22 protein-coding genes and 1 pseudogene are annotated in these 26,930 nt (G+C 75.1%); 15 read left to right on the forward strand and 8 right to left on the reverse strand.

Going from position 1 to position 26,930, the window contains the following annotated elements; all coding sequences use genetic code 11:
- Nucleotides 1-6 precede the first annotated feature (6 nt).
- The 4 genes and pseudogenes from ACI769_RS13220 to ACI769_RS13235 form a co-directional block, all read right to left on the reverse strand.
- Nucleotides 7-878 (reverse strand): annotated as a pseudogene (locus ACI769_RS13220) (helix-turn-helix transcriptional regulator).
- 97 nt (nucleotides 879-975) lie between these two features.
- Complete coding sequence (locus ACI769_RS13225) at nucleotides 976-2,019, reverse strand: zinc-binding dehydrogenase (RefSeq protein ID WP_194216269.1); 1,044 nt, start codon at nucleotides 2,017-2,019, stop codon at nucleotides 976-978.
- Between the two features lie 94 nt (nucleotides 2,020-2,113).
- Nucleotides 2,114-3,424: a PP2C family protein-serine/threonine phosphatase gene (locus tag ACI769_RS13230; RefSeq protein WP_391515850.1), complete on the reverse strand. Its 1,311-nt coding sequence runs from the start codon at nucleotides 3,422-3,424 to the stop codon at nucleotides 2,114-2,116.
- Between the two features lie 97 nt (nucleotides 3,425-3,521).
- Nucleotides 3,522-5,972, reverse strand: a complete 2,451-nt coding sequence (locus ACI769_RS13235) for a DNA topoisomerase (ATP-hydrolyzing) subunit A (RefSeq protein ID WP_409141730.1) — start codon at nucleotides 5,970-5,972, stop codon at nucleotides 3,522-3,524.
- A 246-nt stretch (nucleotides 5,973-6,218) separates the two neighbouring features.
- Between ACI769_RS13235 and ACI769_RS13240 the strand changes: the two genes are divergently transcribed.
- The 4 genes from ACI769_RS13240 to ACI769_RS13255 all read left to right on the forward strand — a co-directional run bounded on the left by ACI769_RS13240 (nucleotide 6,219) and on the right by ACI769_RS13255 (nucleotide 11,551).
- The gene (locus ACI769_RS13240) at nucleotides 6,219-8,972 is read left to right on the forward strand and encodes a GNAT family N-acetyltransferase (protein WP_409141731.1); all 2,754 of its coding nucleotides are present in this window, start codon (nucleotides 6,219-6,221) and stop codon (nucleotides 8,970-8,972) included.
- A gap of 74 nt (nucleotides 8,973-9,046) precedes the next feature.
- Nucleotides 9,047-9,640 (forward strand): DUF5998 family protein, encoded by a 594-nt coding sequence (locus ACI769_RS13245; RefSeq protein WP_043652060.1) that lies wholly within the window; start codon nucleotides 9,047-9,049, stop codon nucleotides 9,638-9,640.
- A complete protein-coding gene (locus ACI769_RS13250) occupies nucleotides 9,637-10,839 on the forward strand; it encodes an alkaline phosphatase family protein (protein ID WP_085388040.1) in 1,203 nt (400 codons plus the stop codon). The genes ACI769_RS13245 and ACI769_RS13250 overlap by 4 nt, the downstream gene beginning before the upstream one ends.
- A gap of 70 nt (nucleotides 10,840-10,909) precedes the next feature.
- Nucleotides 10,910-11,551 carry a thymidine kinase gene (locus ACI769_RS13255; protein WP_085388039.1) on the forward strand — a complete coding sequence of 214 codons (642 nt, stop codon included), beginning with the start codon at nucleotides 10,910-10,912 and terminating at the stop codon, nucleotides 11,549-11,551.
- A 13-nt stretch (nucleotides 11,552-11,564) separates the two neighbouring features.
- On the opposite strand, the gene sepH is transcribed toward ACI769_RS13255, so the two are convergent.
- A complete protein-coding gene (gene sepH, locus ACI769_RS13260) occupies nucleotides 11,565-12,680 on the reverse strand; it encodes a septation protein SepH (RefSeq protein ID WP_409141732.1) in 1,116 nt (371 codons plus the stop codon).
- A gap of 277 nt (nucleotides 12,681-12,957) precedes the next feature.
- Between sepH and ACI769_RS13265 the strand changes: the two genes are divergently transcribed.
- The 3 genes from ACI769_RS13265 (at nucleotide 12,958) to ACI769_RS13275 (ending at nucleotide 15,043) form a co-directional block, all read left to right on the forward strand.
- A complete protein-coding gene (locus tag ACI769_RS13265) occupies nucleotides 12,958-13,611 on the forward strand; it encodes a trimeric intracellular cation channel family protein (RefSeq protein WP_085388037.1) in 654 nt (217 codons plus the stop codon).
- 3 nt (nucleotides 13,612-13,614) lie between these two features.
- Nucleotides 13,615-14,466: an inositol monophosphatase family protein gene (locus ACI769_RS13270; RefSeq protein ID WP_232422900.1), complete on the forward strand. Its 852-nt coding sequence runs from the start codon at nucleotides 13,615-13,617 to the stop codon at nucleotides 14,464-14,466.
- A gap of 277 nt (nucleotides 14,467-14,743) precedes the next feature.
- On the forward strand, nucleotides 14,744-15,043 hold the full coding sequence (locus ACI769_RS13275) for a DUF4193 domain-containing protein (RefSeq protein ID WP_021483601.1): 300 nt from the start codon (nucleotides 14,744-14,746) through the stop codon (nucleotides 15,041-15,043).
- A 137-nt stretch (nucleotides 15,044-15,180) separates the two neighbouring features.
- Here ACI769_RS13275 and ACI769_RS13280 read toward each other — a convergent pair whose 3' ends face one another.
- The gene (locus ACI769_RS13280; protein ID WP_034652389.1) at nucleotides 15,181-15,696 is read right to left on the reverse strand and encodes a DUF3093 domain-containing protein; all 516 of its coding nucleotides are present in this window, start codon (nucleotides 15,694-15,696) and stop codon (nucleotides 15,181-15,183) included.
- 72 nt (nucleotides 15,697-15,768) lie between these two features.
- Between ACI769_RS13280 and dut the strand changes: the two genes are divergently transcribed.
- The 4 genes from dut to ACI769_RS13300 all read left to right on the forward strand — a co-directional run bounded on the left by dut (nucleotide 15,769) and on the right by ACI769_RS13300 (nucleotide 18,492).
- The gene (gene dut, locus ACI769_RS13285; protein WP_034652386.1) at nucleotides 15,769-16,245 is read left to right on the forward strand and encodes a dUTP diphosphatase; all 477 of its coding nucleotides are present in this window, start codon (nucleotides 15,769-15,771) and stop codon (nucleotides 16,243-16,245) included.
- 106 nt (nucleotides 16,246-16,351) lie between these two features.
- Nucleotides 16,352-17,095, forward strand: coding sequence for a DUF3710 domain-containing protein (locus ACI769_RS13290; RefSeq protein WP_043652079.1), 744 nt, complete (start codon nucleotides 16,352-16,354; stop codon nucleotides 17,093-17,095).
- Between the two features lies 1 nt (nucleotide 17,096).
- Nucleotides 17,097-17,471, forward strand: coding sequence for an OB-fold nucleic acid binding domain-containing protein (locus tag ACI769_RS13295; RefSeq protein WP_034652381.1), 375 nt, complete (start codon nucleotides 17,097-17,099; stop codon nucleotides 17,469-17,471).
- A gap of 109 nt (nucleotides 17,472-17,580) precedes the next feature.
- The gene (locus tag ACI769_RS13300) at nucleotides 17,581-18,492 is read left to right on the forward strand and encodes a DUF3159 domain-containing protein (protein ID WP_081895825.1); all 912 of its coding nucleotides are present in this window, start codon (nucleotides 17,581-17,583) and stop codon (nucleotides 18,490-18,492) included.
- 41 nt (nucleotides 18,493-18,533) lie between these two features.
- Here the strand turns inward: ACI769_RS13300 and ACI769_RS13305 are convergent, their stop codons facing one another.
- Nucleotides 18,534-19,262: a TrkA family potassium uptake protein gene (locus ACI769_RS13305; protein ID WP_051028145.1), complete on the reverse strand. Its 729-nt coding sequence runs from the start codon at nucleotides 19,260-19,262 to the stop codon at nucleotides 18,534-18,536.
- The gene (locus ACI769_RS13310) at nucleotides 19,262-19,915 is read right to left on the reverse strand and encodes a TrkA family potassium uptake protein (RefSeq protein WP_031316042.1); all 654 of its coding nucleotides are present in this window, start codon (nucleotides 19,913-19,915) and stop codon (nucleotides 19,262-19,264) included. The genes ACI769_RS13305 and ACI769_RS13310 overlap by 1 nt, the downstream gene beginning before the upstream one ends.
- A 94-nt stretch (nucleotides 19,916-20,009) precedes the next feature.
- On the opposite strand from ACI769_RS13310, the gene ACI769_RS13315 reads away from it, so the two are divergent.
- The 4 genes from ACI769_RS13315 to ACI769_RS13330 all read left to right on the forward strand — a co-directional run bounded on the left by ACI769_RS13315 (nucleotide 20,010) and on the right by ACI769_RS13330 (nucleotide 26,872).
- Entirely contained in the window at nucleotides 20,010-22,013 is a 2,004-nt protein-coding gene (locus ACI769_RS13315; protein WP_409141733.1) for an APC family permease, read from the forward strand.
- 265 nt (nucleotides 22,014-22,278) lie between these two features.
- Nucleotides 22,279-23,532: a class I SAM-dependent RNA methyltransferase gene (locus ACI769_RS13320; RefSeq protein ID WP_409141734.1), complete on the forward strand. Its 1,254-nt coding sequence runs from the start codon at nucleotides 22,279-22,281 to the stop codon at nucleotides 23,530-23,532.
- 76 nt (nucleotides 23,533-23,608) lie between these two features.
- The gene (locus tag ACI769_RS13325; RefSeq protein WP_409141735.1) at nucleotides 23,609-23,842 is read left to right on the forward strand and encodes a hypothetical protein; all 234 of its coding nucleotides are present in this window, start codon (nucleotides 23,609-23,611) and stop codon (nucleotides 23,840-23,842) included.
- Between the two features lie 210 nt (nucleotides 23,843-24,052).
- Entirely contained in the window at nucleotides 24,053-26,872 is a 2,820-nt protein-coding gene (locus tag ACI769_RS13330) for an aconitate hydratase (protein ID WP_076404955.1), read from the forward strand.
- Nucleotides 26,873-26,930 lie beyond the last annotated feature (58 nt).

Below are 26,930 nucleotides of genomic sequence, written 5' to 3' on the forward strand. Positions count from 1 at the left end.
TTCCTCTCAGTCGGTGAAGGTCGCGGTGGTCGAGGCCGCGGTGGCCGCCCATGACGCGAGCAGGCGCAGCGACTCCTCCGTCGGGGAGCCCGGCGTCGCGGTGTACACGGTCATGCCGAGCCCGGGGTCGCCGTGGAGCTCGAGCGTCTGGTAGTGCAGCTCGAGGTCCCCCACGACGGGGTGCCGGAACGTCTTCTGCCCGGCGTAGTGCCGCCGCACGTCGTGGGACGCCCACAACTCGCGGAACCGCTCGCTGCGCGTCGACAGCTCGCCGACGAGGGCCTGGAGCCGCTTGTCGGGCGGCGGCCCGCCTCGCGGCGCAGGATCGTGACGTTCGTCCAGGCCGCCCGGTCCCAGTCGGGGTAGAAGTCGTGGGACGCGGGGTCGAGGAAGATGTGGCGCGAGAAGTTCGCCGGTCCCGCGGAGCCCGCGATCATGGGCGCGTACATCGCGGACCCGAGCGCGTTGGCGGCGACGAGGTCCATGCGGTTGTTCTGGATGAACGCCGGCGCGGTGGTGATCGCGTCGAGCAGGTACTGCAGCTCCGGGCGCACCGGCGTGTCGCCGTGGCCGCGCGGCGGGCGTGCGCCGACGGGGTTGGCGGTGCGCGCGAGGTCGAGCAGGTGCTCGCGCTCGGCCGCGTCGAGGAGGAGGGCCCGCGCGACGGACTCGAGCACGGCGTCGGACACGCCCCGCAGGTTCCCCCGCTCGAGCCGCGTGTAGTAGTCGACGCTCACCCCGGCGAGGCGGGCGACCTCGTCGCGGCGCAGCCCGTCGACGCGCCGACGGCCGCCGTACGTCTCGATGCCCGCCTGCTCGGGCGTCACCCGGGCGCGGCGGCTCATGAGGAACTCGCGCACCTCGGAACGGTTGTCCATGGCCTCCACGTCCTTCACGGTAGTGCGGGACGACGGCGCGACGCGCGAGCGGTGCACCCGTCCACGCGGCGCGGCTCCGGTCCGAGCGTCCCGCCGGTCAGAACGTGACGATCGTCTTGAGGGACTCGCGGCGGTCCATCGCGGCGTAGCCCTCGGCGATGTCGTCGAGCGCGACGGCCTGGTCGAACACGCGGCCGGGGTCGATCGCGCCGCTCAGCACCTGCGGGATCGCGTCCTCGAGGTACGCGCGGACGGGGGCGGGCCCGCCGGTGAGCGTGATGTTGCGGCCGAACAGCGAGGCGAAGCCGACGGGGGCGTCGTCGTACTGCGGCACGCCGACGCGACTGATCACGCCACCCGCGCGCACGACGCCGTAGGACTGCTCGTAGGCGGGCAGGTGCCCGACGGCCTCCACGACGACGTGGCTGCCCAGGCCGTCCGTGAGGTCGAGGACCCGCTGCACGCCCTCGGCGCCGCGCTCGGCGACGACGTCGGTCGCGCCCCACTCGCGCCCCAGGTCGGTCCGGGCCTCGTGACGGCCCATGAGGATGATGCGCTCGGCGCCCATGAGGCGTGCGGCGAGCACGGCGGACAGCCCGACCGCGCCGTCGCCGACGACGGTGACGGTCTGGCCCGGCGACACGCGCGCCATGTGCGCGGCGTGGTAGCCCGTGAGGTAGACGTCCGAGAGCGTGAGCAGGGACGGCAGCAGAGGGCTCGTCTCGTCGACGTCCGGCACGGCGACGAGGCTGCCGTCCGCGAGCGGGATGCGCGCGAGCTCGGCCTGCTGGCCGCCGACGTCGCCGGGGTTGCCGTAGAAGCCCCCGTGGGGGCACGCGGTCTGAAACCCGTCGCGGCACACGGCGCACGTGTTGTCCGACCAGGCGAACGGCGCGATCACCAGGTCACCCGGACGGACCGTCGCGACGGCGGACCCGGTCTCCTCCACGACGCCGAGGAGCTCGTGGCCGATCGGGACGCCCTCGTCGCTGCGTCCCATCGAGCGGTAGGGGTGCAGGTCCGAGCCGCAGACGCACGCGCGCACCGCGCGGACGATCGCGTCGGTCGGCTCGAGGATCGTCGGGTCGGGACGGGTCTCGACCCGGACGTCGCCCGCGCCGTAGATGATGGTGGCCTTCATGGAGCTCTCCTCGCTGTGGGGTGCGCTCACCATTCGACACCGCACCCCGGGGCCTGAGGGAGTCCCGCTCCAGCAGGGTTCTGGCAGTACCTGGTTAGGCGCCCGCGGCCGTGCGCTCGTCGTCGACGTGCACCATGACGAGCGCGACGTCGTCCTGGGAGCCGAGCGGCACGAGCTCGGCGAGGAGGGCGTCGAGGAGCGCGTCGGGCGGCACAGCGCCGAGCGCCTCGACGCGGGCCGGCAGCTCGTCGAGCACGTCCCGCAATGACCGGTCCCGCCGCTCGACGAGCCCGTCGGTGTAGAGCAGGAGCGTGTCGCCCGGGTCGAGCGACGTCTCGTGCTCGGCGCGCGGGCCGCCGAGCCCGACGCCGAGCATCGGCGAGGGGCGTGCGGTGAGCAGGTGCGCGGTCCCGTCGGCGCGACGCACGACGGGCGGGACGTGCCCGGCGCTCGCCCAGCACACGGCGCGCCGCCCCGTCAGGCCAGGGGTGCCGATGCGCGCGACGGCGACGGTGGACAGCGCCTGGAGCCCGAGCCCTTCCGCGGTGCGCTCGGCGGCGTCGAGCGCCTCGGCTGGCCCGGCGTCCGTCGCGAACGCGACCGAGCGCAGCACGCCGCGCAGGTGGGCCATGTGGGCGGCGGCGGCGACGTCGTGCCCCGTCACGTCGCCCACGACGACGGTCGCCTCGCCGTCGGGGTGGACGAACGCGTCGTACCAGTCGCCGCCGACGTGGACCTCCGGCACCGCCGGCCGGTACCGCACGTCGATCATCAGGCCGGGGATGCGCGGGGGAGGCGTGAGCACGGAGTCCTGGAGGGCGAGCGACGCGCTGCGCTCGCGCGTGATCACGTCCGCGTACCGGTCGACGGACGACCCGAGCAGGAGGGCCTGGTCGACGACCGAGAGCGCGGTGGGGTCCGCGGGGCCGGACGGGGGCTCGGGCGCCGTCGTCCCGCCGGCCTGCACGACGGACGTCACGTCCTCCGCGCGGTGGACGACGGCCGTGACCCGGCCCGCGGCGTCGAGCACGGGGAGGTTCGTCGTGAGCCACCAGCGCTCGGACCACCCGCCGCCGGGACCGCGCAAGTCGTACCGGTGCGGGCCGATCATCTCGAGACGTCCCGTCCGCGCGACGCGCTCGAGCGACAGCACGACCCGGTCGACGGCACTCCCGTCCGGCCCCTGGACGGGGAAGACGTCCAGGTAGTGGCGCCCGACGACGGCGCTCGCGGGCGCGCCGATGGTACGCAGGAGGGACTCGTTGGCGTCGAGGATGGTCAGGTCGGGCGCGAGGACCGCCTTGGGCGCCGTGAGGACCGAGAAGACGGCGTGGTAGTCGACGGGGCCCGCGGCCCCGTCCACGTCCGAGGGCGTGCGGACGCCGCCCCCTTCGTTCTCTGCCACACCTCGAGCCTGCCCCGATCCCGTGCACTCGCAAGGGCGGGCGCGCGCGGGGCATCCCGCCCGGCGCACGACGCGGACCGGGCGCGAGGGTCGAGCTCTACCCGACGGCCGTGACCGGGGACGCGAGCGGCGTGCCCGACCCGTCGCGGCGCTGGTCGACCGGGGGCAGGTCGACCGACTGCCCGCCCGACCCCGTCGCGCGCGCCGGACCCTGCCCGACCCACGCGAGGATGAGCGCGTCCTCGCCCTTGAGGAACCGGTGCGCGCGGACGCCGCCGGTCCCGCGGCCCTTGCCGGGGTAGAGCTCGTACGGGGTCACCTTGCCGGCGCCGGTCTGGGTCCCGGGGAGCGCGTCGGACGACCCGGCGACGGTGACGACGACGCCGAGGTCGCGCACGTCGGCCGAGACGACGCCGAAGAACGCGACCCGCTGGCCGTCGGCGAGCCGGATGCCGGCCATGCCGCCGGCCGGGCGGCCCTGGGGCCGCACGGCCGACGCGTCGAAGTGCAGCAGGGACGCGTCGCTGGAGACGAACACGAGCTCGTCGGCGTCCGTCGCGGGCGCCGCGCCCACGACGGTGTCGCCGTCCTTGAGCCCGATGACCTCCCACTCGTCGCGGTTGCCCGGGACGTCGCCCGGCGTGACACGCTTGACGACGCCCTGCGCGGTGCCGAGCGCGAGCGGGGGAGCGTCGGGGTCGAGCGACGCGATGGTCACCGCGTCCTCGCCCGGCTCGAGCGCGACGACCTCGCTGAGCGGGACGCCGCCCGACAGGCTCGGCGCGTTGTCCGTCGGCGGGAGGGCGGGCAGGTCGAGCACGGACACGCGCAGCATGCGGCCCCGGCTCGTGACGAGGCCGACCTCGCCGCGCGCGGTCGTGCGGACGGCGGCGCGCAGCACGTCGTGCGCGGCGCGCGGCCCCGAGCGCGCGGGCTCCGTCTCGTCGCTCGTGCGCGCGAGGAGCCCGGTCGCGGAGAACAGCGCCCAGCACGTGGTGTCGGCGACCTCGAGCGGGACGGCCGCGGTCGTCGTCGGCGCCGCGCCCGCGGACTCCAGCAGGATCGTGCGGCGCGGGGTGCCGTACGTCTTCGCGACGTCGGCCATCTCGCCCGACACCACGGCGCGCAGCCGTGCGTCGCTGCCGAGGATCTCCTGGAGCTCCTCGATCTCGCGGCGCAGCGTCTCCTGCTCCTTCTCGAGCTCGATGCGCGAGAACTTGGTGAGGCGGCGCAGCTGGAGCTCGAGGATGTACTCCGCCTGCGGCTCGGACAGGTCGAACACCGTCTGCAGGCGCCCGCGGGCGGTCGCCGTGTCGTCGGACGAGCGGATCACCTGGATCACCTCGTCGATGTCGACGATCGCGATGAGAAGGCCGTCCACGAGGTGGAGGCGCTCGGACCGCTTGCGCAGGCGGTAGGCCGAGCGACGGCGGACCACGTCGATCCGGTGGTTCACCCACACCGTGAGCATCTCGCGCAGGCCGAGCGTGCGCGGCTGGCCGTCGACGAGCGCGACGTTGTTCATGCCGAACGAGTCCTCGAGCGGCGTGAACTTGTAGAGCTGCTCCAGCACCGCCTCGGGGTTGAAGCCGGTCTTGACCTCGACGACGATGCGCAGCCCGTGCTCGCGGTCCGTGAGGTCGGTCGCGGCCGTGATGCCCTGGATCTTCTTCGTCTTGACGCCCTCGGCGATCTTCTCGATCACCTTCTCCGGGCCGACGAGGTAGGGCAGCTCGGTGATGACGATGCCCTTGCGGCGCGGCGTGAGGTTCTCGACGCGTGCCGTGGCGCGCGTGCGGAACGTCCCGCGGCCCGTGCGGTAGGCGTCGCGGACGCCGTCGAGGCCGACGATCTTGCCGCCCGTCGGCAGGTCCGGGCCGGGCACGAACCGCATGAGCGCCTCGAGGTCGGCATCCGGGTGCGCGACGAGGTGGCGTGCCGCGGCGACGACCTCGACGAGGTTGTGCGGCGCCATGTTCGTCGCCATGCCGACCGCGATGCCCGACGCGCCGTTGACCAGCAGGTTGGGGATCGCGGCGGGCAGGACCTCGGGCTGCTGGAGCTTGTTGTCGTAGTTCGGCACGAAGTCGACGACGTCCTCGTCGAGCCCTGCCGTCATCGCGAGCGACGGCGGCGCGAGACGCGCCTCGGTGTACCGGGAGGCGGCGGGGCCGTCGTCGAGCGTGCCGAAGTTACCGTGCCCGTCGACCAGCGGCAGCCGGAGCGAGAAGTCCTGGGAGAGGCGCACGAGCGCGTCGTAGATCGCGGCGTCGCCGTGCGGGTGCAGCTTGCCCATGACCTCGCCGACGACGCGCGCCGACTTCACGTGGGCGCGGTCGGGGCGCAGCCCCATGTCGGCCATCATGTAGAGGATGCGGCGCTGGACGGGCTTGAGGCCGTCCCGCGCGTCGGGCAGTGCGCGCGAGTAGATGACGGAGTAGGCGTACTCGAGGAACGACGTCTCCATCTCCGCCTGGACGTCGACGTCGACGATCTTCTCGTTCACCTCGGCCGGGTCGATCGAGGGGGTCGAGGACTTGCGCGCCATGGGCCTGCGGGCTCCTGCCGTTCGGTGCGCCGCGGTGGCGCGGGGTCTGTGCCGTCGTGGCCGGTGCTGGGCCGGCCGGGGTGCTGCGGTTGCGTGCCGCACGCGAGGGTACGCCACGCGTCCGACACGCCGTGCCACGGCGCCTGCCGTGGCACGTGCCGGGACTGCCTGCCGGGACCATTGTCCTCCCGGCGCGGGCCGGGGTGGCGCAGGCGCACCGCGCGCGCGACCGCATAGCCTGGGGTCGTGGACGACGGCGCGCCGGGGCGGGACCCGGACCGGTACCCGGTGGAGTGGGAGGCCGACGTCGTGCTGCGCGACGGGACCACCACGCACGTGCGGCCCATCCGCCCCGAGGACGCCGACGCGCTCCAGCGCTTTCACGTCGGCCAGTCCGAGCGCTCCACCTACCTGCGGTTCTTCGCGCCCATGGAACGGCTGTCCGAGCGCGACCTCGAGCGCTTCACGCGCGTCGACCACGTGGACCGCGTCGCGCTCGTCGCGGTGCGCCCGCGCGACGGCGCCCCCGGGGACGGCGGCGAGGACATCATCGGCGTCGCACGGTTCGACCGCACCGGCCCCGCCGAGGCGGAGGTCGCCTTCAACATCGCGGACTCCGCGCAGGGCCGGGGCCTGGGCTCCGTGCTGCTGGAGCACGTCGCCGCGGCGGCGCGCGAGCGCGGCGTGCGCCGCTTCACGGCCGAGGTGCTGCCCCAGAACGGCAAGATGCTCGCGGTGTTCCGCGAGGCGGGGTACGACGTGCGCCAGCAGATGGACGACGGCTTCGTCCAGGTCAGCGTCGACCTCGACCCCACGGAGCGGTCGCGGGCCGTCATGGCCGACCGCGAGCACCGCGCGGAGGCCCGGAGCATGCAGGGGCTGCTGGGCGCCACGAGCGTCGTGCTCGTGGGCCCCGACGCCCCGGCCGACGCGCGCGCGGAGCACGACGGCGAGGCCCTCGACCGCCTGCTCGCGCAGCGCGCGCTCGCCGCGCTCGAGCGCAGCGACGTGACGGTCCACGTCGTGGGGGCCGCGCGCGGCCCGGGGGAGGAGCGGTGGTCCGCGACCCTCGCCGACGTGCCCGGTCCCGTCGACCTCGCCGTCGTCGCGCTGCCCCCGCCCGCGGCGATCGACGCCGTCCGCCGGCTCGCGCGCCTCGAGGTACGTGGCGTCGTCGTGCTGTCGGCCGGCTTCGCCGAGACGGGTCCGGACGGGCTCGCGCTGCAGCGCGAGCTCCTGCGCGTCGCGCACACGGCGGGCCTGCGCGTCGTCGGGCCCGCGAGCTACGGGCTGCTGCGCACGGGCGACGCGCCCGACCGCCCCGCCCTCGCCGCGACCCTCGCCCACGACCTGCCGGCCCCCGGCGTGGTGGGCCTGTTCAGCCAGTCCGCGCCCATGGCCGTGACGCTCCTCGCGACGACGGCGCGGCGCGGCCTGGGCGTGTCGTCGTTCCTGTCCGCCGGGCACCGCGCCGACGTCTCGGGCAACGACCTCATGCAGTACTGGCAGGACGACGCCGCGACGCAGGTCGTGTGCCTCTACCTCGAGTCCATCGGCAACCCGCGCAAGTTCTCGCGCATCGCGCGCCGCCTCGCGTCGGTCAAGCCCGTCGTCGTGGTGACGGCGGGGCGCTCGGGGCACGTCGTGCCGCCGGGGCACGCGGTCCGCTCGACGCGCGCGCCGCGGCGGACGCTCGAGGAGATGCTGCGGCAGTCCGGCGTCATCCGGGCCGATAACACGCACCACATGATCGACATCGCCCAGCTGCTCGCGCACCAGCCGCTCCCGGCCGGACGCCGCGTCGGCATCCTCGCGAGCTCCGCGTCGCTCGCCGCGCTCGTCGCCGAGGCGTCCTCCTCGGCGGGCCTCGTCGTCGCGCGCTCGGACTTCCTGCCCGAGGACGCGTCCGCCGACGAGCTCGCCGCGACGGTCGACGCGCTCTACGCGCCCGACGCGTGCGACGTCGTCGTCGTGGTGCAGGTCCCGGTCGTCGGGCCCCGGCGCGCGGACGTCTCGCGCGCCGTCGCGGACGCGGCGGCCCGCACGGGCCGCACGACCGTGGCGAGCATGCTCGGCCTGCACGGCCTCACCGACGAGCTCTCGGCCCCGGCCCCGGGGGCGCAGAGCGGGGCGGCCCCTGTGCGCGTCCCCGCCTACTCGACGCCGGAGGACGCCGTCGCCGCGCTCGGCGCGGTCGTGCGCTACGCGCGCTGGCGCGAGGCCGACCACGGCACGCCCGTGCGCCCGGCCGGCGTCGACCCGGTGCGGGCGCGCGCGCTCGTCGAGGAGGCGCTCGCCGGTCAGGACGCCGTCGACCTCGACCCGACGACGACGGCGGAGCTGCTCGCGTGCTACGGCGTGCGGGTCTGGCCCGCGCGCCGGGTCCGCACCGCCGACGAGGCGGTCGAGGCGGCGCGCGAGGTCGGCTGGCCCGTGGTGCTCAAGAGCACCGCGGCAGGCCTGCGGCACCGGGCCGACCTCGGCGGCGTGCGGCTGGACATCGCGAACGAGACCGAGCTGCGCACGGACTTCGCGCAGATGCGCGAGGCGCTCGCGGCCGTGCTGCCGGGCGCCGCGGACGAGCCGTTCGAGGTCCAGGCGATGGCCGACGCCGGGGTCGCGTGCGTGGTCCGCTCGACCGAGGACCAGCTCTTCGGCCCCGTCGTCTCGTTCGGGCTCGCGGGCGACGCCGTCGACCTCCTCGGCGACGTCGCGTACGGCGTGCCGCCCCTGACCGACGTCGACGTCGCGGCGATGGTCCGCTCGGTGCGGGCCGCGCCGCGCCTGTTCGGCTACATGGGCACGCACGTGGTGGCCACGGCCGCGCTCGAGGACGTCCTGGCGCGCGTGTCCGTGCTCGCGGACGACCTGCCCGAGGTCCGCAGCCTCGAGCTGTACCCCGTCGTCGTCTCGGAGCACGGGGCCGCGGTCCTCAGCGCGCGCGTCACGCTCGCCGACGCCCAGCGGGCCGACGCGCTCCGGCGGGCCCTGCCGGGCTGACGGGCCGGCCGCGACCTGCCCGGGCCCCCGACGGCGGGTGGCCCCGGCCCGGCGCCGGATGGGACAATGCGCGGGTGCCCTCTGCTACCTCCAACGCCTGGACCGACCTGACGACCCAGCTCCACCGCGCCGGCTACTACCCGGAGCTCGTCGCGGACGTCCTCGACCTCGCGGTCGCGGGGGAGGAGATCGTCTCGCACCTCGTGCTCCCGGAGACGACGTTCGACGCGACCGAGGTGCGCCGCCACCTCACGGTGCTCGTCCTCACGCCCACGCGGCTCGTCACGGCGCACGTCGACGACCACCCGGCGGACAGCGAGAACCCGTCGGCCTCCGCCGCCGCCACGACCGAGGCGGTGCCCCTGTCCGAGGTGCGGTCCGTCTCGCTCACGCACGTCGTGGCCGAGCCGCACGAGCACCGTGCGGGCGCCGCGCCGCTCGAGGTCACGCTCGCGCTCGGCTGGGGCGCGGTCTCGCGCGTCGACCTCGAGCCCGCCGGCTGCCCCGACCCCGCGTGCGACGCCGACCACGGGCTCACCGGCCAGATCACGCCCGACGACGTCGTCGTCCGCGTGAGCGCCGAGGCGGAGGGCCGCGACGCCGTCCGTGCCGCGGTGGACTTCGCGCGGGCCCTGTCGCGCTCGACCACCCGGCACAGCGCCCGGTGAGCGAGGCACCCGCGGGCGCGCCGGCCCCGGTCGCCGACCCGGCGCTCCCCCCGGGCCTGCTCGCGCCGGAGCACGGGACGCGCGGCCTCGCGGCCGTCCTGCCCGCCGCCGCGGGTGCGCTCGGCGTCGGCCTGACCACCGCCACGGGGCTCGCGAGCGAGACGGCGCGCGGCGCGCTCGACCTGCCGCGCGCCGAGCGCGTGTGCGTCGTGCTGGTCGACGGCCTCGGCCACGTCAACCTCGCCGAGCGCGCGGGGCACGCCCCGTTCCTGCGCTCGCTCCTGCCCGACGCGCGGCCCCTCACCTCGACGTTCCCCAGCACGACCGCCGCCGCGATCGGCGCGTTCGGCACGGGCACCGCGCCGGGCCGCACGGGCATGCTCGGGTACACGCAGCGCAACCCGGTGACGCGCGGCCTCGCCAACATGGTGTCGTGGGAGGGCGCGCCCGCGCCCGCCGAGCTCCAGCGCGAGGAGCCGGTGCTCGCGCGCCTGGCCGGGGCGGGCGTCGCGGTGACGTCCACCGGCCCCGCCCGGTTCGCCGGGTCGGGCATGACGGTCGCCGCGCTGCGGGGCGGCACGTACGCGGCCGCCGAGCCGCTGGCGGGGCGCGTCGACGCGGCCGTCCGCGCGCTGTCCCGGCCCGGTCTCGTCTACCTCTACTGGGGCGAGGTGGACAAGGCGGGCCACCACCACGGCAGCGCGTCGTGGCAGTGGGGCGACGAGCTCGAGGCGCTCGACCGCGAGCTCGCGCGCCTCGTGCGGTCGGTGCCGCGCGGCACGCTCGTGCTCGTCACCGCGGACCACGGCATGGTCGACGTCGACCCGGCGCTGCGCCGCGACGTCGCGACCGACCCCGCGCTCGCCCGCGGCGTCGAGCTCGTCGGCGGCGAGCCGCGCGCCGTCCACGTGTACACCGAGCCCGGCCAGACGGCGGCCGTCGCCGCGCGCTGGCGCGACGTCCTCGGCGACGACGCGCTCGTGCTGGAGCGGGACGAGGTGCTGGCCCGGGGATTCCTCGGGCCCGACCCTCGGCCCGAGGCCGTCGCCTCCGCCGGCGACGTGATGGTCGCGCTGCGGGGGCGGGCGACCGTCGTCGACTCGCGCACCCAGACGCCCGCGTCGCTCACGCTCGTGGGCGTGCACGGCTCGCTCACCGAGCGCGAGATGCGCGTGCCGCTGCTCGTCGCGGCCACCTGACCCGACCGCGTCCCGTCGCGCCGGAGCCACCCGGCGCGGACGCACCGACCGACCTCGCGGAGGACCGCCGATGGCAGAGCTCGTCTTCTTCTCCGGGACCATGGACTGCGGCAAGTCCACCCTGGCGCTCCAGCTCGACCACAACCACGCCGCGCGCGGCCGGCGCGGGCTGATCTTCTCGCGCGACGACCGCGCCGGGTCCGACCGGCTCTCCTCGCGCCTCGGGCTCGAGGTCGTCGCGCGCGAGGTCCACGACGACACCGACTTCTGGTCGCTGGTCACCGCCGAGCCGGTGCCCGTGGACTACCTCGTGTGCGACGAGGCGCAGTTCTACTCCCCGGCGCAGGTCGAGCAGCTCGCGCGCCTCGTCGACGAGACGGAGATCGACGTCTTCGCGTTCGGCATCACGGCCGACTTCCGCACGCGCCTGTTCCCGGGCTCCGCACGCCTCATCGAGCTCGCGGACCGGGTCGAGGTCCTCCAGGTCGAGTCGCTGTGCTGGTGCGGGCGGCGCGCCACGCACAACGCGCGCACGGTGGACGGGCGCATGGTCGTCGAGGGCGACCAGGTCGTCGTCGGGGACGTCCGGGCCGGCTCGGGGGAGATCGGCTACGAGGTGCTCTGCCGGCGCCACCACATGCGACGCATGACGACGGTGGTCGCGCGCCGGCACGCGACGGAGGACGGCCTGCCGCTCGACCTGCCGCGCTGACGCGCCGCCGGCATCACTCGGGGCGGGCCCCGAACACGATCTCGTCCCAGCTCGGGACCTTCGCGCGCGACCGGTTCTTGCCCTTGCGGGGCTCGCGCGCGGCCGGGGGCCGCGTCGTGCTCGAGGCGCCGTCGGCGTCGGACGCCGACGGGGCGTCGTCGTCCGCGCCCGCCTCCCCGGACGGCGCGGTCTGCGGGCGCCCGGGCTCGTCGGGGCCGTCCTCGGACGCGTCGGCGGCGGCGACCAGGCCCTGCGGGGGCCGGATCGTCGGCAGGTGCACCACGGTCGCGCCCGCGGGCAGGCCGCCGGAGAACCCGCCCTCGTCCTCGTCCTGCTCACGGTTCCCCGGGGCGAGCGGACCGAAGCCCTCGAACGGCTCCTGCCCGACGGCGTCGCCCGCGGACGCCGGGTCCTTGCGCGGGCGCACGCCGCGCCGTTGGCTCAGGTCGTCGAGCAGCTCGGCCGTCCCGTCGTCGGCGGGCGGCGCGGCCCGCAGGCCGCGGGCGCCGCGCGCGGTCGCGTCCACGTCGAACACCGCCACGGCCCCCGGTGCCGGGTCGCGCGGGGCGTCCGTCCCGGAGAGCCAGCGGGCCTCGTCGTCCAGCGCCTGCAGCGCGCGCGTCGCCGGGTCGTAGGTCCAGCGGGCCGTCCGCTCGCCGGTCCCGGCCTCGAACGTCGCCGTCACGACCCACGGGGAGCCGTGCGCGCGCGCCGCGCTCCACGCGACCGCCGCGGCGTCGACGTCGCGCGCGGCGAGCCGCTGCGCGACGAGCTCGTCCACCGTCGGGGAGTCCTCGTCGTGCCCCGGGCGCAGCCCGCGCACGCGCTCGACGACGTACTCCTGCTCGGCGACGACCGGGCCGGCGAACCGGCGCACGTGCTCGACCCCGAGCCCCGCAGCCTCGGCGACCGCCTCGACGGAGTCCCCGGCGCGCAGCCGGGCCTGGATCTCGCGCGGGGCGAGGTTGCGCTCGCCCTCCGCGCGCAGGTGCTCCAGGTGCGGGCGGTCGCGCCGTACGGCCGCGCGCAGCGCCTCGGTGATGGGCAGCACGAACTGCGCGCCACCCGTCGCGCGCAGGACGAGGTGCTCCCCGTCCTCGTGCAGTCTCACCAGCTCCAGCTCGTCCATGGACCCTCCCGTGTCGCCGCGCCCGGTGGCGCTCGCGGTGCCGCTCGTGTGCCGCTCGTGTGCCGCTCGTGGTGCCGCCCCGGTCGTCCGGCGCCTGGCCGCGTGCCGGACCGCCGTGCGCCGTGGACCGCGACGCCCGCGCCACCGCTCCCTCGAGGGTGCCATCGTCCCATCCCCGAGCGGCGCAGCACGCGCGGTGTGCCGCCCATTCGCACCGGCCCGGCCCGGCCCCGGCCCGGCCCCGGCCCCAGCGGGCCGTGGCTGGGATGATGCGGGGGTGATCCTCGACCTCGTGCCCGGCGACGCCCTCGAGCTCGGCGGCGTGTTCTTCGCGGCGCTGTCCGGCGGGCTCGCCGCGGTGCGCAAGCGGTTCGACCTCGTCGGCGTCCTCGTGCTCGCGTGGGCCGCGGGACTGGGCGGCGGGCTCCTGCGCGACGTCCTCATCGGGGCCATCCCGCCCGTCGGCATCTCCGACTGGCGGCTCGTGGCCGTCGCCGCCCTCGCGGGCGTCGTCACGTTCTTCTGGCACCCGCGGCTCGAGCGGCTGCGGCGCAGCATCATCGTGCTCGACGCCGGCGCCCTCGCGCTCTTCGTGCTGTCCGGGACCATGAAGGCCCTGGAGTACGGCGTCGGCCCGCTCGCCGCGGTCTTCGCGGGCGTGCTCACGGGCGTGGGGGGCGGCATCCTGCGCGACCTGCTGACCAACGAGGTGCCGCTGCTGTTCCAGGACAAGCAGCTCTACGCCATCCCGGCGCTCGCGGGGGCCGCGCTCACCGCGGCGCTCGCCGAGGCGGACCTGCTCGGGCCGTTCTCGCAGGCGGCGGTCCTCGCGCTCGTGTTCGGCTTCCGTCTCGTCTCGCTGCGCCTCGGCTGGTCCGCGCCCGGCCCGTGGGAGGGTCGCCGGGCAGGCCGCGGGTCGGGCAGGATGTGAGCCGTGCGCCTCTTCATCGACGACCCCCGGCAGCCCGACGACGTCACCGTGGCCGACCTGCGCGACCTGGCCGAGCGCCTCGCGCGCGAGGCCGGCGAGCTGGTTCGCTCCGGCCGTCCCGACCGGGTCGAGGTGGCCGCGACGAAGTCGACCGCGACCGACGTCGTGACGCGGATGGACGCCGACTCCGAGGCGCTGCTGCGCCGCGGCATCGCCGCCGCCCGCCCCGACGACGCGATCCTCGGCGAGGAGGAGGGCGCCTCGGCCGGGACGTCGGGCGTCACCTGGGTCATCGACCCGGTCGACGGCACGGTGAACTACCTCTACGGCGTCGCGTCGTACGCGGTATCGGTCGCCGCGGTGGTCGGCCCGCCCGACCCGCTGGAGTGGACGGTGCTCGCCGGGGCGGTGCACTCCGTCGTCGACGACCGCACGTGGACGGCGGGGCTGGGAGCGGGGGCGACCCTCGACGGCCGTCCCGTGCACGTCAACGCCGAGACCGACCTCGGCCAGTGCCTCGTGGGCACGGGCTTCGGGTACGACGCCGACCGTCGCCGCGCGCAGGCCCGCGTGCTGCTCGACGTGCTGCCGCAGGTGCGCGACATCCGCCGCCTCGGCTCGGCCGCGATCGACCTGTGCCTCGTCGCCACGGGCGAGCTCGACCTCTACTACGAGCGTGGTCTCAACCCGTGGGACATGGCCGCGGGAGCGCTCGTCGCGCACGAGGCCGGGGCGCTCGTGACGGGCCTGCGGGGTCGCGCCGCGGACCGCGAGATGACGGTCGCGGGACCGCCCGAGGCGGTCGCCCGGCTCGTCCGGATCCTCGAGGACGCGGGAGCGGACTCCGACTCCTGACGGGGTGCCGTGCACCCGTGACCAACGACACCCGGGCGGGTGCCCGGCCACAGGGTGCATCACTCAGGGAAATGGTGCAGAATCCGGGGGCCCACCGGGAACAATTCCGGTGCGCCGCGCATTGATGAGCGTGCAGTGCCACGAACCCCCTCGGGGCACGACACGTCAGGGGGTGCCCCCGCACCCCGCACCCGTGCCGCCCGGCACGACCGGCCGTCGCCGGTGGTCCGGACGCGCACAGTCGCGATCGACGATATTCCGGAGAGTGACCCCACAGATGGCAACAGACTACGACGCCCCCCGCAAGAGTGAAGAGGAGCTCAGCGAGGACTCGCTCCAGGAGCTCCAGGCTCGTCGCTCCGACAAGAGCTCGGGCGTCGTTGACGAGGACGAGACCGAGGCGGCCGAAGGCTTCGAGCTGCCCGGTGCCGACCTGTCCGGCGAGGAGCTCTCCGTCCGGGTCCTTCCCCGTCAGGCGGACGAGTTCACGTGCGCGAGCTGTTTCCTCGTGCACCACCGCAGCCAGCTCGCCTACGAGAAGAACGGCCAGCAGATCTGCTCGGAGTGCGCTGCCTGACCCTCCGCGCACCACGGCCGACGGCCGCCGCCCCCTCCCCGGGGTGGCGGCCGTCGTCGTCCGCGGGGCCTGTAGACCGAGCGGGGCGCGGACGCGCGGTCCAGCGGTCCAGCCGCGCCGCGTGCGAGCGCCCCCGCTCAGGCGGCGTGCGCGGCGCGGACCGCGTCCGCCAGGCGCTGCGGGTGCCGGGTCGAGACGAGCCAGTACGGCGTCGGGTCCTGCGGGTCCTCGAGCACGACGTGGACCCCGGTGCGCGCCCACGCGCGCAGGCACACGTAGGCGCGGGCGTCGAGGCGGGGGCCGAGCTGGACGCGCATCGCGTCGGCGTCGAGCGTCGTCACCTGGCCGAGCAGCGACGCCGGGACGTGGGCCCGCCCCGCGCGCAGCTCGCCGTCGGCGACCTCGACGACGGGCGACGTCCACCACAGCGCGACGACGCCCGCGACGGCGGCCAGGCCGCCGACCCCGAGGGCGACGGCGTGGCTCGCCGGCCACAGGGCGATCCCGAGGACGAGCGCGAAGCCGAGCGCCGCGGCCCAGCCGCCGACGCCCGGGACGAGGCGCTCGCGGTAGGAGGCCGTGCCCGCGGTGCCGGGCGTCCCGGCGGCTCCGCGGGTCGAGGACGGGGTGCTGCGGTCGGCGGCGTCGGTCATGGGTCCATCATCCCAGCCCCGCGCACCGCGGCCGACGTGCTCGCAGCGCGCCGCGCGCACTAGGCTCTGCGGGTGCCGAACCACCAGCAGCCCTCGACCGGCGACGTCGACGTCCTCATCACGCTCCTCGACGACGTCCCCCTGCCCGCCTACGCCCACCCGGGCGACGCGGGTGCGGACCTCGTGACGACCGTCGACGTCGAGCTGGCGCCGGGGGAGCGCGCCGTGGTCCCGACGGGCGTGTCGATCGCGCTGCCCGACGGCTACGCGGCGTTCGTGCACCCGCGCTCGGGTCTCGCGGCGAAGCACGGCCTCACGGTCGTCAACGCGCCGGGGACCGTGGACGCCGGGTACCGCGGCGAGATCAAGGTGACGCTGCTCAACACCGACGCGCGCGAGCCCGTCGTCCTGCGGCGCGGCGACCGGGTCGCGCAGCTCGTCGTCCAGAAGGTCGAGCGGGCGCGGTTCGTGCAGGCCGAGCGCCTGCCCGGCTCGCACCGCGGCGAGGGCGGGTTCGGGTCGAGCGGCGGCTGGACGCCCGCACCCTGACCGGCGCACCCGGCCCGCCGCTGCGCGGGCTAGTGTGGAATCAGTGCGGGGCGAGCGCCCCGTGAGGAGTCCCGGCCGAGTGCCGGGCAGGTGAAGGAGTTCGTCCGTGGGTCTGTTCCGTCGCTCCAGGTCGTCCGAGCCGACCGAGTCGCCCGAGCCGTCGGGCACGACGTCCGAGCAGGTCGGCGACGGCGCGTCCGCCCCGGAGGCGGCCGCCGAGGCCCCCGCACGCGGCCCGTACGACTCCGCCCAGGTGCCCGAGCGCGGCCCGCGCCTCGACCTCGGCGCGGTGTGGCTCCCCGGCGTGCCGGGCATGGAGCTGCGCATGGAGGTCGACAAGAAGACGCAGCGCATCACGGGCGTGGCGTGCGCGGTCGGCGGCTCCGGGCTCCAGGTGCAGGCGTTCGCCGCGCCGCGCACGGAGGGCATCTGGGACGAGATCCGCGGCGAGATCGCGGCGTCCGTCACCAAGCAGGGCGGCACCGTCGACGACCTGCCGGGCCCGTTCGGGCGCGAGCTGCTCGCGCGCATCCCCGCGCAGACGCCGGACGGCCGCCCGGGCGTGCGGCCCGCGCGCTTCGTGGGCGTCGACGGCCCCCGCTGGTTCCTGCGCGGCGTGCTCACCGGCAAGGCCGCGGTCGACCCGGCCGAGGCGCGGCTGCTCGAGACCGTGTTCGCGAACATCGTCGTCGTGCGCGACCAGAACCCGCGCCCGCCGCGCGACCTGCTCACCCTGCACCTGCCGGGCAAGGGCCCGGAGGCCGCCCCGGCCCCGACCCCGGCCGGTGCCCCCGAGACGCCGTCGTTCGACCCGCTGACCCGTGGGCCGGAGATCACGGAGATCCGCTGACATGGTCCCCACCCTGCGTGACGCCTGGCGCACCGCGCTCGCCTCCCAGGAGGAGCTCGCGGCCGACGAGGAGCGCACCGAGGCGGCCCGGCAGAAGGGCTGCCGTGCCGTCGCCGAGCTGCCCAACCGCCGCCGCGCGAAGATCTCCGGCGTCCTGCGGTCCGTCGTGCTCCGCCCGCGCGAGGGCGTACCGACGGTCGAGGTCGAGCTCTTCGACGGGTCCGGCGTCGTCGACCTCGTCTGGCTCGGGCGCCGCCGGATCGCGGGCATCGAGCCCGGGCGCCGCGCGCTCGTCGAGGGCCTCGTGTGCGACGTCGACGGCCGCCGCACCATCTTCAACCCGCGCTACGAGCTCCTGGCCAAGCCGGGGGAGTGAGCCCGGCGGCCGTCGTGGACGGCCGTGCCGTACGATCCTGCGCACCCGACCCGGCCGCACCGGCCCTCCCGCCGGCGCCGCCCACCCGAGCCCCCGAGGACGCCACGACATGACGAGCAGCAGCGACGCGACCGGCGGCCCCGTGGGCGGGCGCCCCGACCCGGGCCGCGCGCCCGAGCCCGTCGCGCACGACGCCGAGGTGGTCGAGACGGTCGTCGACGACGTCGCGGCGCCCGAGGACGGCCGCGCCCGCGGCGTGCGCGCGCTCGCGGGCGAGGACTTCTCGGTGGCCGACGCGATCGGCGGCGTGCGCGGGCTCGTGGAGTCCGTCGCGCCCGGGCTCGTGTTCGTCGTCGTCTACGTCGCCACGACCAACCTGCGCTGGGCGCTCGTCACGTCCGTCGCGGCGGCCCTCGTGGCCGTCGCCGCGCGCCTCGTCCAGCGCACGCCCGTGACGCAGGCGTTCGGTGGCCTTCTGGGCGTCGGCATCGGCGTCCTGTGGGCGTGGCGCTCGGGGGAGGCGCAGGACTACTTCGCGTGGGGCCTGTGGACCAACGCCGCGTACCTCGTCGCGCTCCTGGTGTCCGTGGTGGTCCGCTGGCCGCTCGTCGGGCTCGTCGTGGAGGGCTTCCGCAGCGGCTTCGGCGTGGGGACGGCGTCCGGCGGCACGACGGCGGACGCGACCGACGGCGAGCCCCGCGAGGGCGCGGACGTTCCCGCGCCGCAGCCCGCCGAGCCGGCCGCCGGGAGCGCGGGAGAGCCCGGCGCGTTCGCCCGCTGGGCGCGGGCGTGGCGGTCGGACCGCGCGCTCGTGCGCCGCTACACCGCCGCGACGTGGCTGTGGATCGGGCTCTTCGGGGCGCGCCTCGCCGTCCAGGTGCCGCTGTACCTCGACGGCGACGTCGGCTGGCTCGGCACCGCGCGCCTCGTCATGGGGATCCCGCTGTGGGCCCTCGTGCTGTGGCTCACGTGGATCCTGGTGCGCCGCCCCGCGACCGCCGGACCGCGGCGCACGGCGTAGCCGCCCGTCGCGCGGGCCGCGCCGTCGCGCGGGCCGCGCCGTCAGAGCAGGTCGCCGCCGAGCTCGGGAGCCTCGACGGGCGCGTCCGGCGCCGTCGGGCCGTCCTCGCCCTCGCCGGCGAGCAGCCGCGCGAGCGCGCCCTCGTCCGCCTCGTTTCCCGTGACGAGCAAGAGCTCGTCCCCGACCTCGAGCGTGTCGTCCGCGCTCGGCGCGATGGGGCGCGTGCCGCGCACGATCGCCGCGAGCACGGTGTCCGCCGGCCAGCGCACCTCGCCCACGCGGCGACCGAGGAGCGGCGACGACGGCGGCAGCGTCACCTCGAGGATGTCCGCGCCGGACTGGTGGAACGTGAAGATGCGCACGAGGTCGCCCACGGCGACGGCCTCCTCGACCATCGCCGTCATGATGCGCGGCGTGGACACCGCGACGTCGACGCCCCACGACTCGTCGAACATCCACTCGTTCTTCGGGTTGTTGACGCGCGCGACCGTGCGCGGCACGCCGAACTCGGTCTTGGCGAGGAGCGACACGACCAGGTTCACCTTGTCGTCGCCCGTCGCGGCGACGATGACGTCGCACTCGTCGACCTTCGCCTCGGCGAGCGACGACAGCTCGCACGCGTCGGCGAGCAGCCAGTCGGCGTCCGCGACCTGCGCGACGCGCATCGCCGCGGGCTGCTTGTCGACGAGCATGACCTCGTGGTCGTGGCTGAGGAGCTCGCGGGCGATCGAGCGGCCGACGGAGCCCGCCCCGGCGATGACGACGCGCATCACTCGGCCTCGACCTTCGGTGCGTGGGTGAGCTTGCGTTCGACGACGGCGGCCCGCTCGTCGTCCATGAGCACGTGCAGCACGTCGTTCTCCTGCAGGACGGTGCGGTCGGTGACGAGGACGCCGTCGCCGAAGCGGCTGACGAACGCGACGCGCGCCTCGGTCGCGTCCTCGATGGCGCGCACGGTGCGGCCGATCCAGCCGGGGTGGAAGTCGACCTGGGCGAGCCGCACGCGCCCGGACGGGTCGCGGTACTCGTCGGTCGCGCCGAACGGGAGCATGCGGCGCAGCACCTGGTCGGAGGTCCAGCGCACGGTCGCCACGGTCGGGATGCCGAGCCGCTGGTAGATCTCGGCGCGCTGCGGGTCGTAGATGCGCGCGACGACCTTCTCGACGCCGAACGTCTCGCGGACCACGCGCGCGGACAGGATGTTCGAGTTGTCGCCGTCGGAGACGGCGGCGAACGCGTACGCGTCCTCGATCCCGGCCTGCACGAGCGTGTCGCGGTCGAAGCCGACGCCGGTCACCTTCTTGCCCGTGAACTCCGCGGGCAGGCGCCGGAACGCGTCGGGGTTCTGGTCGACGACGGCGACCGAGTGGCCGCTCGACTCGAGGGACTGGGCGAGCGTCGCACCGACGCGCCCGCAGCCCATGATCACGAAGTGCACGCACCGAACGCTACCGCCCGCCGGGCCCGCGGGCGCGCACCAGCGCGACCGGACGCCGTCGGGCATAGCATGTGGCCTCGTGTCGGAGATCGCTGATGCCGCGAAGCGGCTGCTGCTCGGACGGCCTGTCCGTTCCGAGCACCTGGGGCACACGCTGCTCCCCAAGCGCGTCGCGCTGCCCGTGTTCGCGTCCGACGCGCTCTCGTCCGTCGCGTACGCCCCGGACGAGATCCTCCTGACGCTCGCGCTCGCGGGCCTCAGCGCGACGATGATCTCGCCGTGGGTCGGCCTCGCGGTCGTGGTCGTGCTGCTCACGGTCGTCGCGTCGTACCGCCAGAACGTGCGGGCGTACCCGTCGGGCGGCGGCGACTACGAGGTCGCGACGGTCAACCTCGGCCCGACGGCGGGCGTCGGCGTCGCCTCGGCCCTCATGGTCGACTACGTGCTCACGGTCGCGGTCTCGATCTCCTCGGGCGCGCAGTACGCCGCGAGCGCGATCCCCGCGCTGCGCGACCACGAGGCGGCGTTCGCGATCGGGCTCGTCGTGCTGCTCACGCTCGTCAACCTGCGCGGGGTGAAGGAGTCGGGCACCTTCTTCGCGATCCCCGTCTACCTCTTCATGCTCGCGATCGGCACGACGGCGGTCGTCGGCTTCTTCCAGTACGTCACCGGCAACCTCGGCCCGGCGGAGAGCGCGGAGTTCGAGCTCACGGCGGAGAGCGGGTTCGACCAGGGGCTCATGGGCATCGCGGGCGCGTTCCTGGTGGCGCGCGCGTTCGCGTCCGGCTGCGCCGCCCTCACGGGCGTCGAGGCCATCAGCAACGGCGTGCCCGCGTTCCGCAAGCCCAAGTCGCGCAACGCGGCCACGACGCTCGCCCTGCTGGGCGGCATCTCGGCGGCGATGATGCTCTCCATCCTCTTCCTCGCCCGGGCGACGGGCGTGCACTACGCGGAGGACCCGCACGCGCAGCTCTCGCTCAACGGCGAGCCGCTCCCGGTCGACTACGTGCAGCACCCCGTGATCGGGCAGCTCGCGGAGACGGTGTTCAGCGGCGCCCCGATCCTGTTCTACGTCGTGTCGGCCGTGACGGGGCTCATCCTCGTGCTCGCGGCCAACACCGCGTTCAACGGGTTCCCGGTGCTCGGCTCGATCCTCGCCAAGGACGGCTACCTCCCGCGCCAGCTCCACACGCGCGGCGACCGCCTCGCGTTCTCGAACGGGATCATCACGCTCGCGGTCGCGGCGATCGTGCTCATCTGGGCCTTCGACGCCGAGGTGACGCGCCTGATCCAGCTCTACATCGTGGGCGTGTTCGTGTCCTTCACGCTGTCCCAGCTGGGCATGGTGCTGCACTGGACCCGCGCGCTGCGCACCGAGCACCAGCCGCGCGAGCGGTCCCGCATGCGCCGCTCGCGCGTCGTGAACACCGTGGGCCTCGGCATGACGGGCACGGTGCTCGTCATCGTGCTCCTCACGAAGTTCACGCACGGCGCGTGGATCGCGATCCTCGCGATGGCGATCGTCTTCGTGCTCATGAAGTCGATCCGCAAGCACTACGACACGGTGCGTGACGAGCTCGCGCTCGGCGACGACGCCGCGGCCGCCCGCGCGCTGCCGAGCCGCGTGCACGCGATCGTGCTCGTCTCGAAGATCCACCGCCCGACGATGCGGGCGCTCGCGTACGCGCGGGCGTCACGGCCGTCGGTGCTCGAGGCCGTCACCGTCGGCGTCGACGCCGAGGACGTCGAGGACCTCATGCGGCAGTGGGAGGCTCTCGACCTCCCGGTGCCGCTGCGCGTGCTGGACTCGCCGTTCCGCGAGATCACGCGCCCCGTGCTGTCGTACGTGCGGTCGGTCCGCCGCGAGTCCCCGCGCGACCTGGTGGTCGTCTACATCCCCGAGTACGTCGTCGGGCACTGGTGGGAGCAGCTCCTGCACAACCAGAGCGCGCTGCGCCTCAAGGGCCGGCTCCTCTTCACGCCGGGCGTCGTCGTGGCGTCCGTGCCGTGGCAGCTCTCCTCGACGGAGGGGCAGACCGGGCTCGAGGGCGAGGGCTTCCGCCAGCGCTTCACCGGGTACTGATCGCGCCGGCGCGACCCCCGGAGGAGGCCCGGTCCCGACGTCGGGGCCGGGCCTTCGTGCGTCCGCGGCGGGGGCCGGCGGGAAGCCGGGGGAGAGTGCGGGGGGAGCGCGCGGGAGAGTCCGGGATACTGGGGGCATGCCGTCCTCCTCGCGTGGTCCTGCCGTGCCCTCCGACCGACCGTCCGACCCCGGCGCGGGTCGTCCCGAGCGCGCGCCGCGCCGGTCCGGCCGACGACCCGGCCGGCAGACCCGGCAGTCGCCGCGCGTGCTCCCTCGACCTGAGGTCGAGGTCGAGCTCGAGGTCGGCCCGGTGGCGCACGGCGGTCACTGCGTGGCACGGCACGAGGGCCGGGTCGTCTTCGTGCGGCACGCCCTGCCGGGCGAGCGCGTGCGCGCCCGCGTCACCGAGGGCGGCGACGCCGCGAAGTTCTGGCGCGCCGACGCGGTCGAGGTCCTCGAGGCGTCGCCCGACCGCGTGCCGTCCGCGTGGCCCGAGGCCGGTCCGGGCGGCGTGGGCGGCGGGGAGCTCGCGCACGTCGCGATCGGCGCGCAGCGGCGGTGGAAGCGCGACGTCCTGGCCGAGCAGCTGCGCCGCCTCGCGCACGTGGACCTGGACGATCTTCACCCTCAGGTAGAGGTCGAGGGTCTGCCGGGGGACGACGAGCGCGGCGGCCTCGCCTACCGCACGCGCGTGGACCTCGTGGCCGACGGCGGCGGCCGCGCCGGGATGCACCGCTTCCGCTCGCACACCGTCGTCCCGCTCGACGCGATGCCGCTCGCGAGCGAGGACGTCGCCGACCTCGCGGCCCACGAGAAGGTCTTCACCCGCTCGTGGCGCCCGGGCACCCGGATCGAGCTCGTCGCGCCCGTCGGGTCCGCGCCGGTCCTGCTCGTCGACGGCGAGCCCTGGCGCGGGGGGTCGCCCGACCACCGGCCCAACGCGCGGCGCAGCGTCACCGAGCGCGTGGTGCTCGGCGACCGCGAGCACACGTACCGGGTCGCCGCGGACGGGTTCTGGCAGGTCCACCGCGAGGCGCCCGCCGCCCTGACGCGCGCGGTGCTCGACGGCGTCGGTGACGTCGACGGCGCGCGCGTGCTCGACCTCTACTCGGGGGCCGGGCTGTTCACGTCGCCGCTCGCGGCCGCCGTCGGGGACGCGGGCACCGTGCTCGCGGTCGAGGGCGACGAGCGGGCCGTGCGCGACGCTCGGCGCAACGCGCACGGGCTCGACCGGGTCGAGCTGCGGCACGGGCCGGTCGAGCAGGTGCTCGCCCAGGACGGGAGCGGTGCGGACGTCGTCGTGCTCGACCCGCCCCGCGTCGGTGCCGGGCGCGCCGTCGTCGAGGCCGTCGTGGGCCGTGTGCCGTCGCGCGTCGTCTACGTCGCGTGCGACCCGGCCGCGCTCGCGCGCGACGTGTCGTACCTCGCGGAGCACGGCTACGGGCTGTCGTCGCTGCGCGCGTTCGACCTCTTCCCCATGACCCACCACCTGGAGGCGGTGGCGGTCCTCACGCGCTGACCGCGCGGCGGCGCGTGCGCGCCGCCCCGGGCGCATGATGAGGGGAGACCCCACGAGCACGGACGGTGAGGCGCGCATGACGAGCACGGCGGCGACGGGGACCCGGACGGTCGTCCGGGCGGCGAGCCAGGACGGGCCCGGCGACGGTCCGGACGACGTCCGGGACGTCGTCGGCGTGGGCGTCCTGATGCCGAACGGGCGGCTCGTGGGCCGGAGCTTCGCGTCGCGCGCCGAGGCGGAGGCGTGGGCGCGGCCCGAGGAGGGGGAGCAGGTCGTCGAGCTCAACGTCCTGTGCGACTGCGACCTCTGAGCCGTCGCCGACCCCATATATCTTGACGTCAAGATATATGGGGTATGCTGGTCGCGGTGCAGGTCGCAGCGGGTCGTGGACGAGCCGCCGGCCACCGCCCCGCCCGTCCTCCGGGACGCGGCCGGAGCGGCGCACCGGCCCGGCGTAGTCTGGGCGAAGCCCCCTGAACCATGGCATCCGTGCCACCGTCTCGCCACGAAGGAGCTACGAGTGAGCAGCGTCGACACGTTCGGGTCGAAGGGAACGCTGGAGGTCGGTGAGAACTCGTACGAGATCTTCCGCCTCTCCGCCGTCGAGGGTGTCGAGCGCCTCCCGTACAGCCTGAAGATCCTCGCCGAGAACCTCCTGCGCACGGAGGACGGCGCCAACATCACCGCGGACCACGTCCGCGCGCTCGCGTCCTGGGACCCGGACGCGCAGCCGGACACCGAGATCCAGTTCACGCCGGCGCGCGTGATCATGCAGGACTTCACCGGTGTGCCGTGCGTCGTGGACCTCGCGACGATGCGCGAGGCCGTCGCGGAGCTCGGCGGTGACCCGTCGCGCATCAACCCGCTGGCGCCGGCCGAGATGGTCATCGACCACTCGGTCCAGATCGACGTCGCGGGCCGCTCGGACGCGTTCGAGCGCAACGTCGAGTTCGAGTACCAGCGCAACCACGAGCGCTACCAGTTCCTGCGCTGGGGCCAGACGGCCTTCGACGACTTCAAGGTCGTCCCCCCGGGCACCGGCATCGTGCACCAGGTCAACATCGAGTACCTCGCGCGCACCGTCATGACCCGTGAGGTCGGCGGCGTGCTCCGCGCCTACCCGGACACGTGCGTCGGCACCGACTCGCACACGACGATGGTTAACGGCCTCGGCGTGCTCGGCTGGGGCGTCGGCGGCATCGAGGCCGAGGCGGCCATGCTCGGCCAGCCCGTCTCGATGCTCATCCCGCGCGTCGTGGGCTTCAAGCTCAACGGCTCCATCCCGGCGGGCGTGACCGCGACGGACGTCGTGCTCACCATCACGCAGATGCTGCGCCAGCACGGCGTCGTCGGGAAGTTCGTCGAGTTCTACGGCGCGGGCGTGGCCCAGGTGCCGCTCGCGAACCGCGCGACCATCGGCAACATGAGCCCCGAGTTCGGCTCGACCGCCGCGATCTTCCCGATCGACGGCGTGACGATCGACTACCTGCGCCTCACGGGCCGCAGCGACGAGCAGCTCGCGCTCGTCGAGGCGTACGCCAAGGAGCAGGGCCTGTGGCTCGACCCCGAGGCCGACGGCTACGTCGAGCCCGTCTTCTCGGAGTACCTCGAGCTGGACCTCTCGACGGTCGTCCCGTCGATCGCCGGCCCGAAGCGCCCGCAGGACCGCATCGAGCTGGGCGAGGCGAAGGAGTCGTTCGCGTCCGCGATCCTCGACTACGTCGACGCCCAGGAGGCGGCGCCGTTCACGGGTCTCGACGAGTCCGTCGAGGAGACGTTCCCGGCGTCCGACCCGATCGCCGCCGCCGCGCACGACGACCCGTCCGACCAGCCGGTCGCGCCGGGCCACGCCGACAGCGCGAAGCGCCCGCACAAGGTCGTCCCGGTCACGCTCGAGGACGGCACGACGACCGAGCTCGACCACGGGCACGTCGTCATCGCGTCGATCACGTCGTGCACCAACACGTCGAACCCGTCGGTCATGCTCGCGGCGGCCCTGCTCGCGAAGAAGGCGGTCGACCGCGGTCTCGCGTCGAAGCCGTGGGTCAAGACGTCCATGGCGCCCGGCTCGCAGGTCGTGACGAACTACTACGAGAAGGCCGGCCTGTGGCCGTACCTCGAGAAGCTCGGCTTCCACCTGGTCGGCTACGGCTGCGCCACGTGCATCGGCAACTCGGGTCCGCTCGCCGACGAGATCTCGGCGACGGTCAACGAGCACGACCTCTCGGTCGTCTCGGTCCTCTCGGGCAACCGCAACTTCGAGGGCCGCATCAATCCCGACGTGAAGATGAACTACCTCGCGTCGCCGCCTCTCGTCATCGCCTACGCGCTGGCCGGCACGATGGACTTCGACTTCGACGGCGAGCCCCTGGGCACCGACCCGCACGGCGAGCCGGTCTTCCTCAAGGACATCTGGCCCTCCCCGGAGGAGGTCCAGGCGACGATCGACGCGTCGATCGACCGCGACATGTTCACGAAGGACTACGCGGACGTCTTCACGGGTGACGACCGCTGGCGCGCGCTCGAGACGCCCGAGGGCGACACGTTCGCGTGGGACACCGAGTCGACCTACGTGCGCAAGCCCCCGTACTTCGACGGCATGGGCATGGAGCCGTCGCCCGTCACGGACATCTCCGGCGCGCGCGTGCTCGCGAAGCTCGGCGACTCGGTGACGACCGACCACATCAGCCCCGCCGGTGCCATCAAGGTGGACTCGCCGGCCGGCAAGTACCTCGCGGAGCACGGCGTCGCGCGCCGCGACTTCAACTCCTACGGCTCGCGCCGCGGGAACCACGAGGTCATGATCCGCGGCACGTTCGCGAACATCCGCCTGCGCAACCAGCTCCTCGACAACGTCGAGGGCGGCTACACCTTCAACTTCGTGAAGGACGCGCAGGACACGATCTACGACGCCGCGCAGGACTACGCCGCGCAGGGCACCCCGCTCGTCATCCTCGGCGGCAAGGAGTACGGCTCCGGCTCGTCGCGCGACTGGGCGGCCAAGGGCACCGCGCTCCTGGGCGTCAAGGCCGTCATCACGGAGAGCTTCGAGCGCATCCACCGCTCGAACCTCATCGGCATGGGCGTCCTGCCGCTGCAGTTCCCGGCGGGCGAGAGCGCCGAGTCGCTCGGCCTCGCGGGCACGGAGACCTTCGACATCGAGGGCATCACCGCGCTCAACGACGGCACCACGCCGTCGACCGTCAAGGTCACGGCCACCAAGCCCGACGGCACGAGCGTCGAGTTCGACGCCGTCGTGCGCATCGACACCCCGGGCGAGGCGGACTACTACCGCAACGGCGGCATCCTGCAGTACGTGCTGCGCTCGCTCGTCGCCTGACACGCACGCGCGTCCCGACGGCGCGTCCACCCCGGCCGGGGCGGGCGCGCCGTCGCCG

Origin of the sequence: Cellulosimicrobium sp. RS, from assembly GCF_046159675.1 — a bacterium.
Taxonomy (GTDB): domain Bacteria; phylum Actinomycetota; class Actinomycetes; order Actinomycetales; family Cellulomonadaceae; genus Cellulosimicrobium; species Cellulosimicrobium funkei.

Excerpts from the sequence above, each read along its gene's own strand:
- ACI769_RS13295 (WP_034652381.1), top strand. The coding sequence starts at position 17,097 with ATGGTCCCCACCCTGCGTGACGCCTGGCGCACCGCGCTCGCCTCCCAG.
- ACI769_RS13255 (WP_085388039.1), top strand. The coding sequence starts at position 10,910 with ATGGCAGAGCTCGTCTTCTTCTCCGGGACCATGGACTGCGGCAAGTCC.
- ACI769_RS13310 (WP_031316042.1), bottom strand. The coding sequence starts at position 19,915 with ATGGGCTGCGGGCGCGTCGGTGCGACGCTCGCCCAGTCCCTCGAGTCG.
- ACI769_RS13305 (WP_051028145.1), bottom strand. The coding sequence starts at position 19,262 with ATGCGCGTCGTCATCGCCGGGGCGGGCTCCGTCGGCCGCTCGATCGCC.
- ACI769_RS13275 (WP_021483601.1), top strand. The coding sequence starts at position 14,744 with ATGGCAACAGACTACGACGCCCCCCGCAAGAGTGAAGAGGAGCTCAGC.
- ACI769_RS13225 (WP_194216269.1), bottom strand. The coding sequence starts at position 2,019 with ATGAAGGCCACCATCATCTACGGCGCGGGCGACGTCCGGGTCGAGACC.
- ACI769_RS13325 (WP_409141735.1), top strand. The coding sequence starts at position 23,609 with ATGACGAGCACGGCGGCGACGGGGACCCGGACGGTCGTCCGGGCGGCG.
- ACI769_RS13300 (WP_081895825.1), top strand. The coding sequence starts at position 17,581 with ATGACGAGCAGCAGCGACGCGACCGGCGGCCCCGTGGGCGGGCGCCCC.
- ACI769_RS13280 (WP_034652389.1), bottom strand. The coding sequence starts at position 15,696 with ATGACCGACGCCGCCGACCGCAGCACCCCGTCCTCGACCCGCGGAGCC.
- sepH (WP_409141732.1), bottom strand. The coding sequence starts at position 12,680 with ATGGACGAGCTGGAGCTGGTGAGACTGCACGAGGACGGGGAGCACCTC.
- ACI769_RS13235 (WP_409141730.1), bottom strand. The coding sequence starts at position 5,972 with ATGGCGCGCAAGTCCTCGACCCCCTCGATCGACCCGGCCGAGGTGAAC.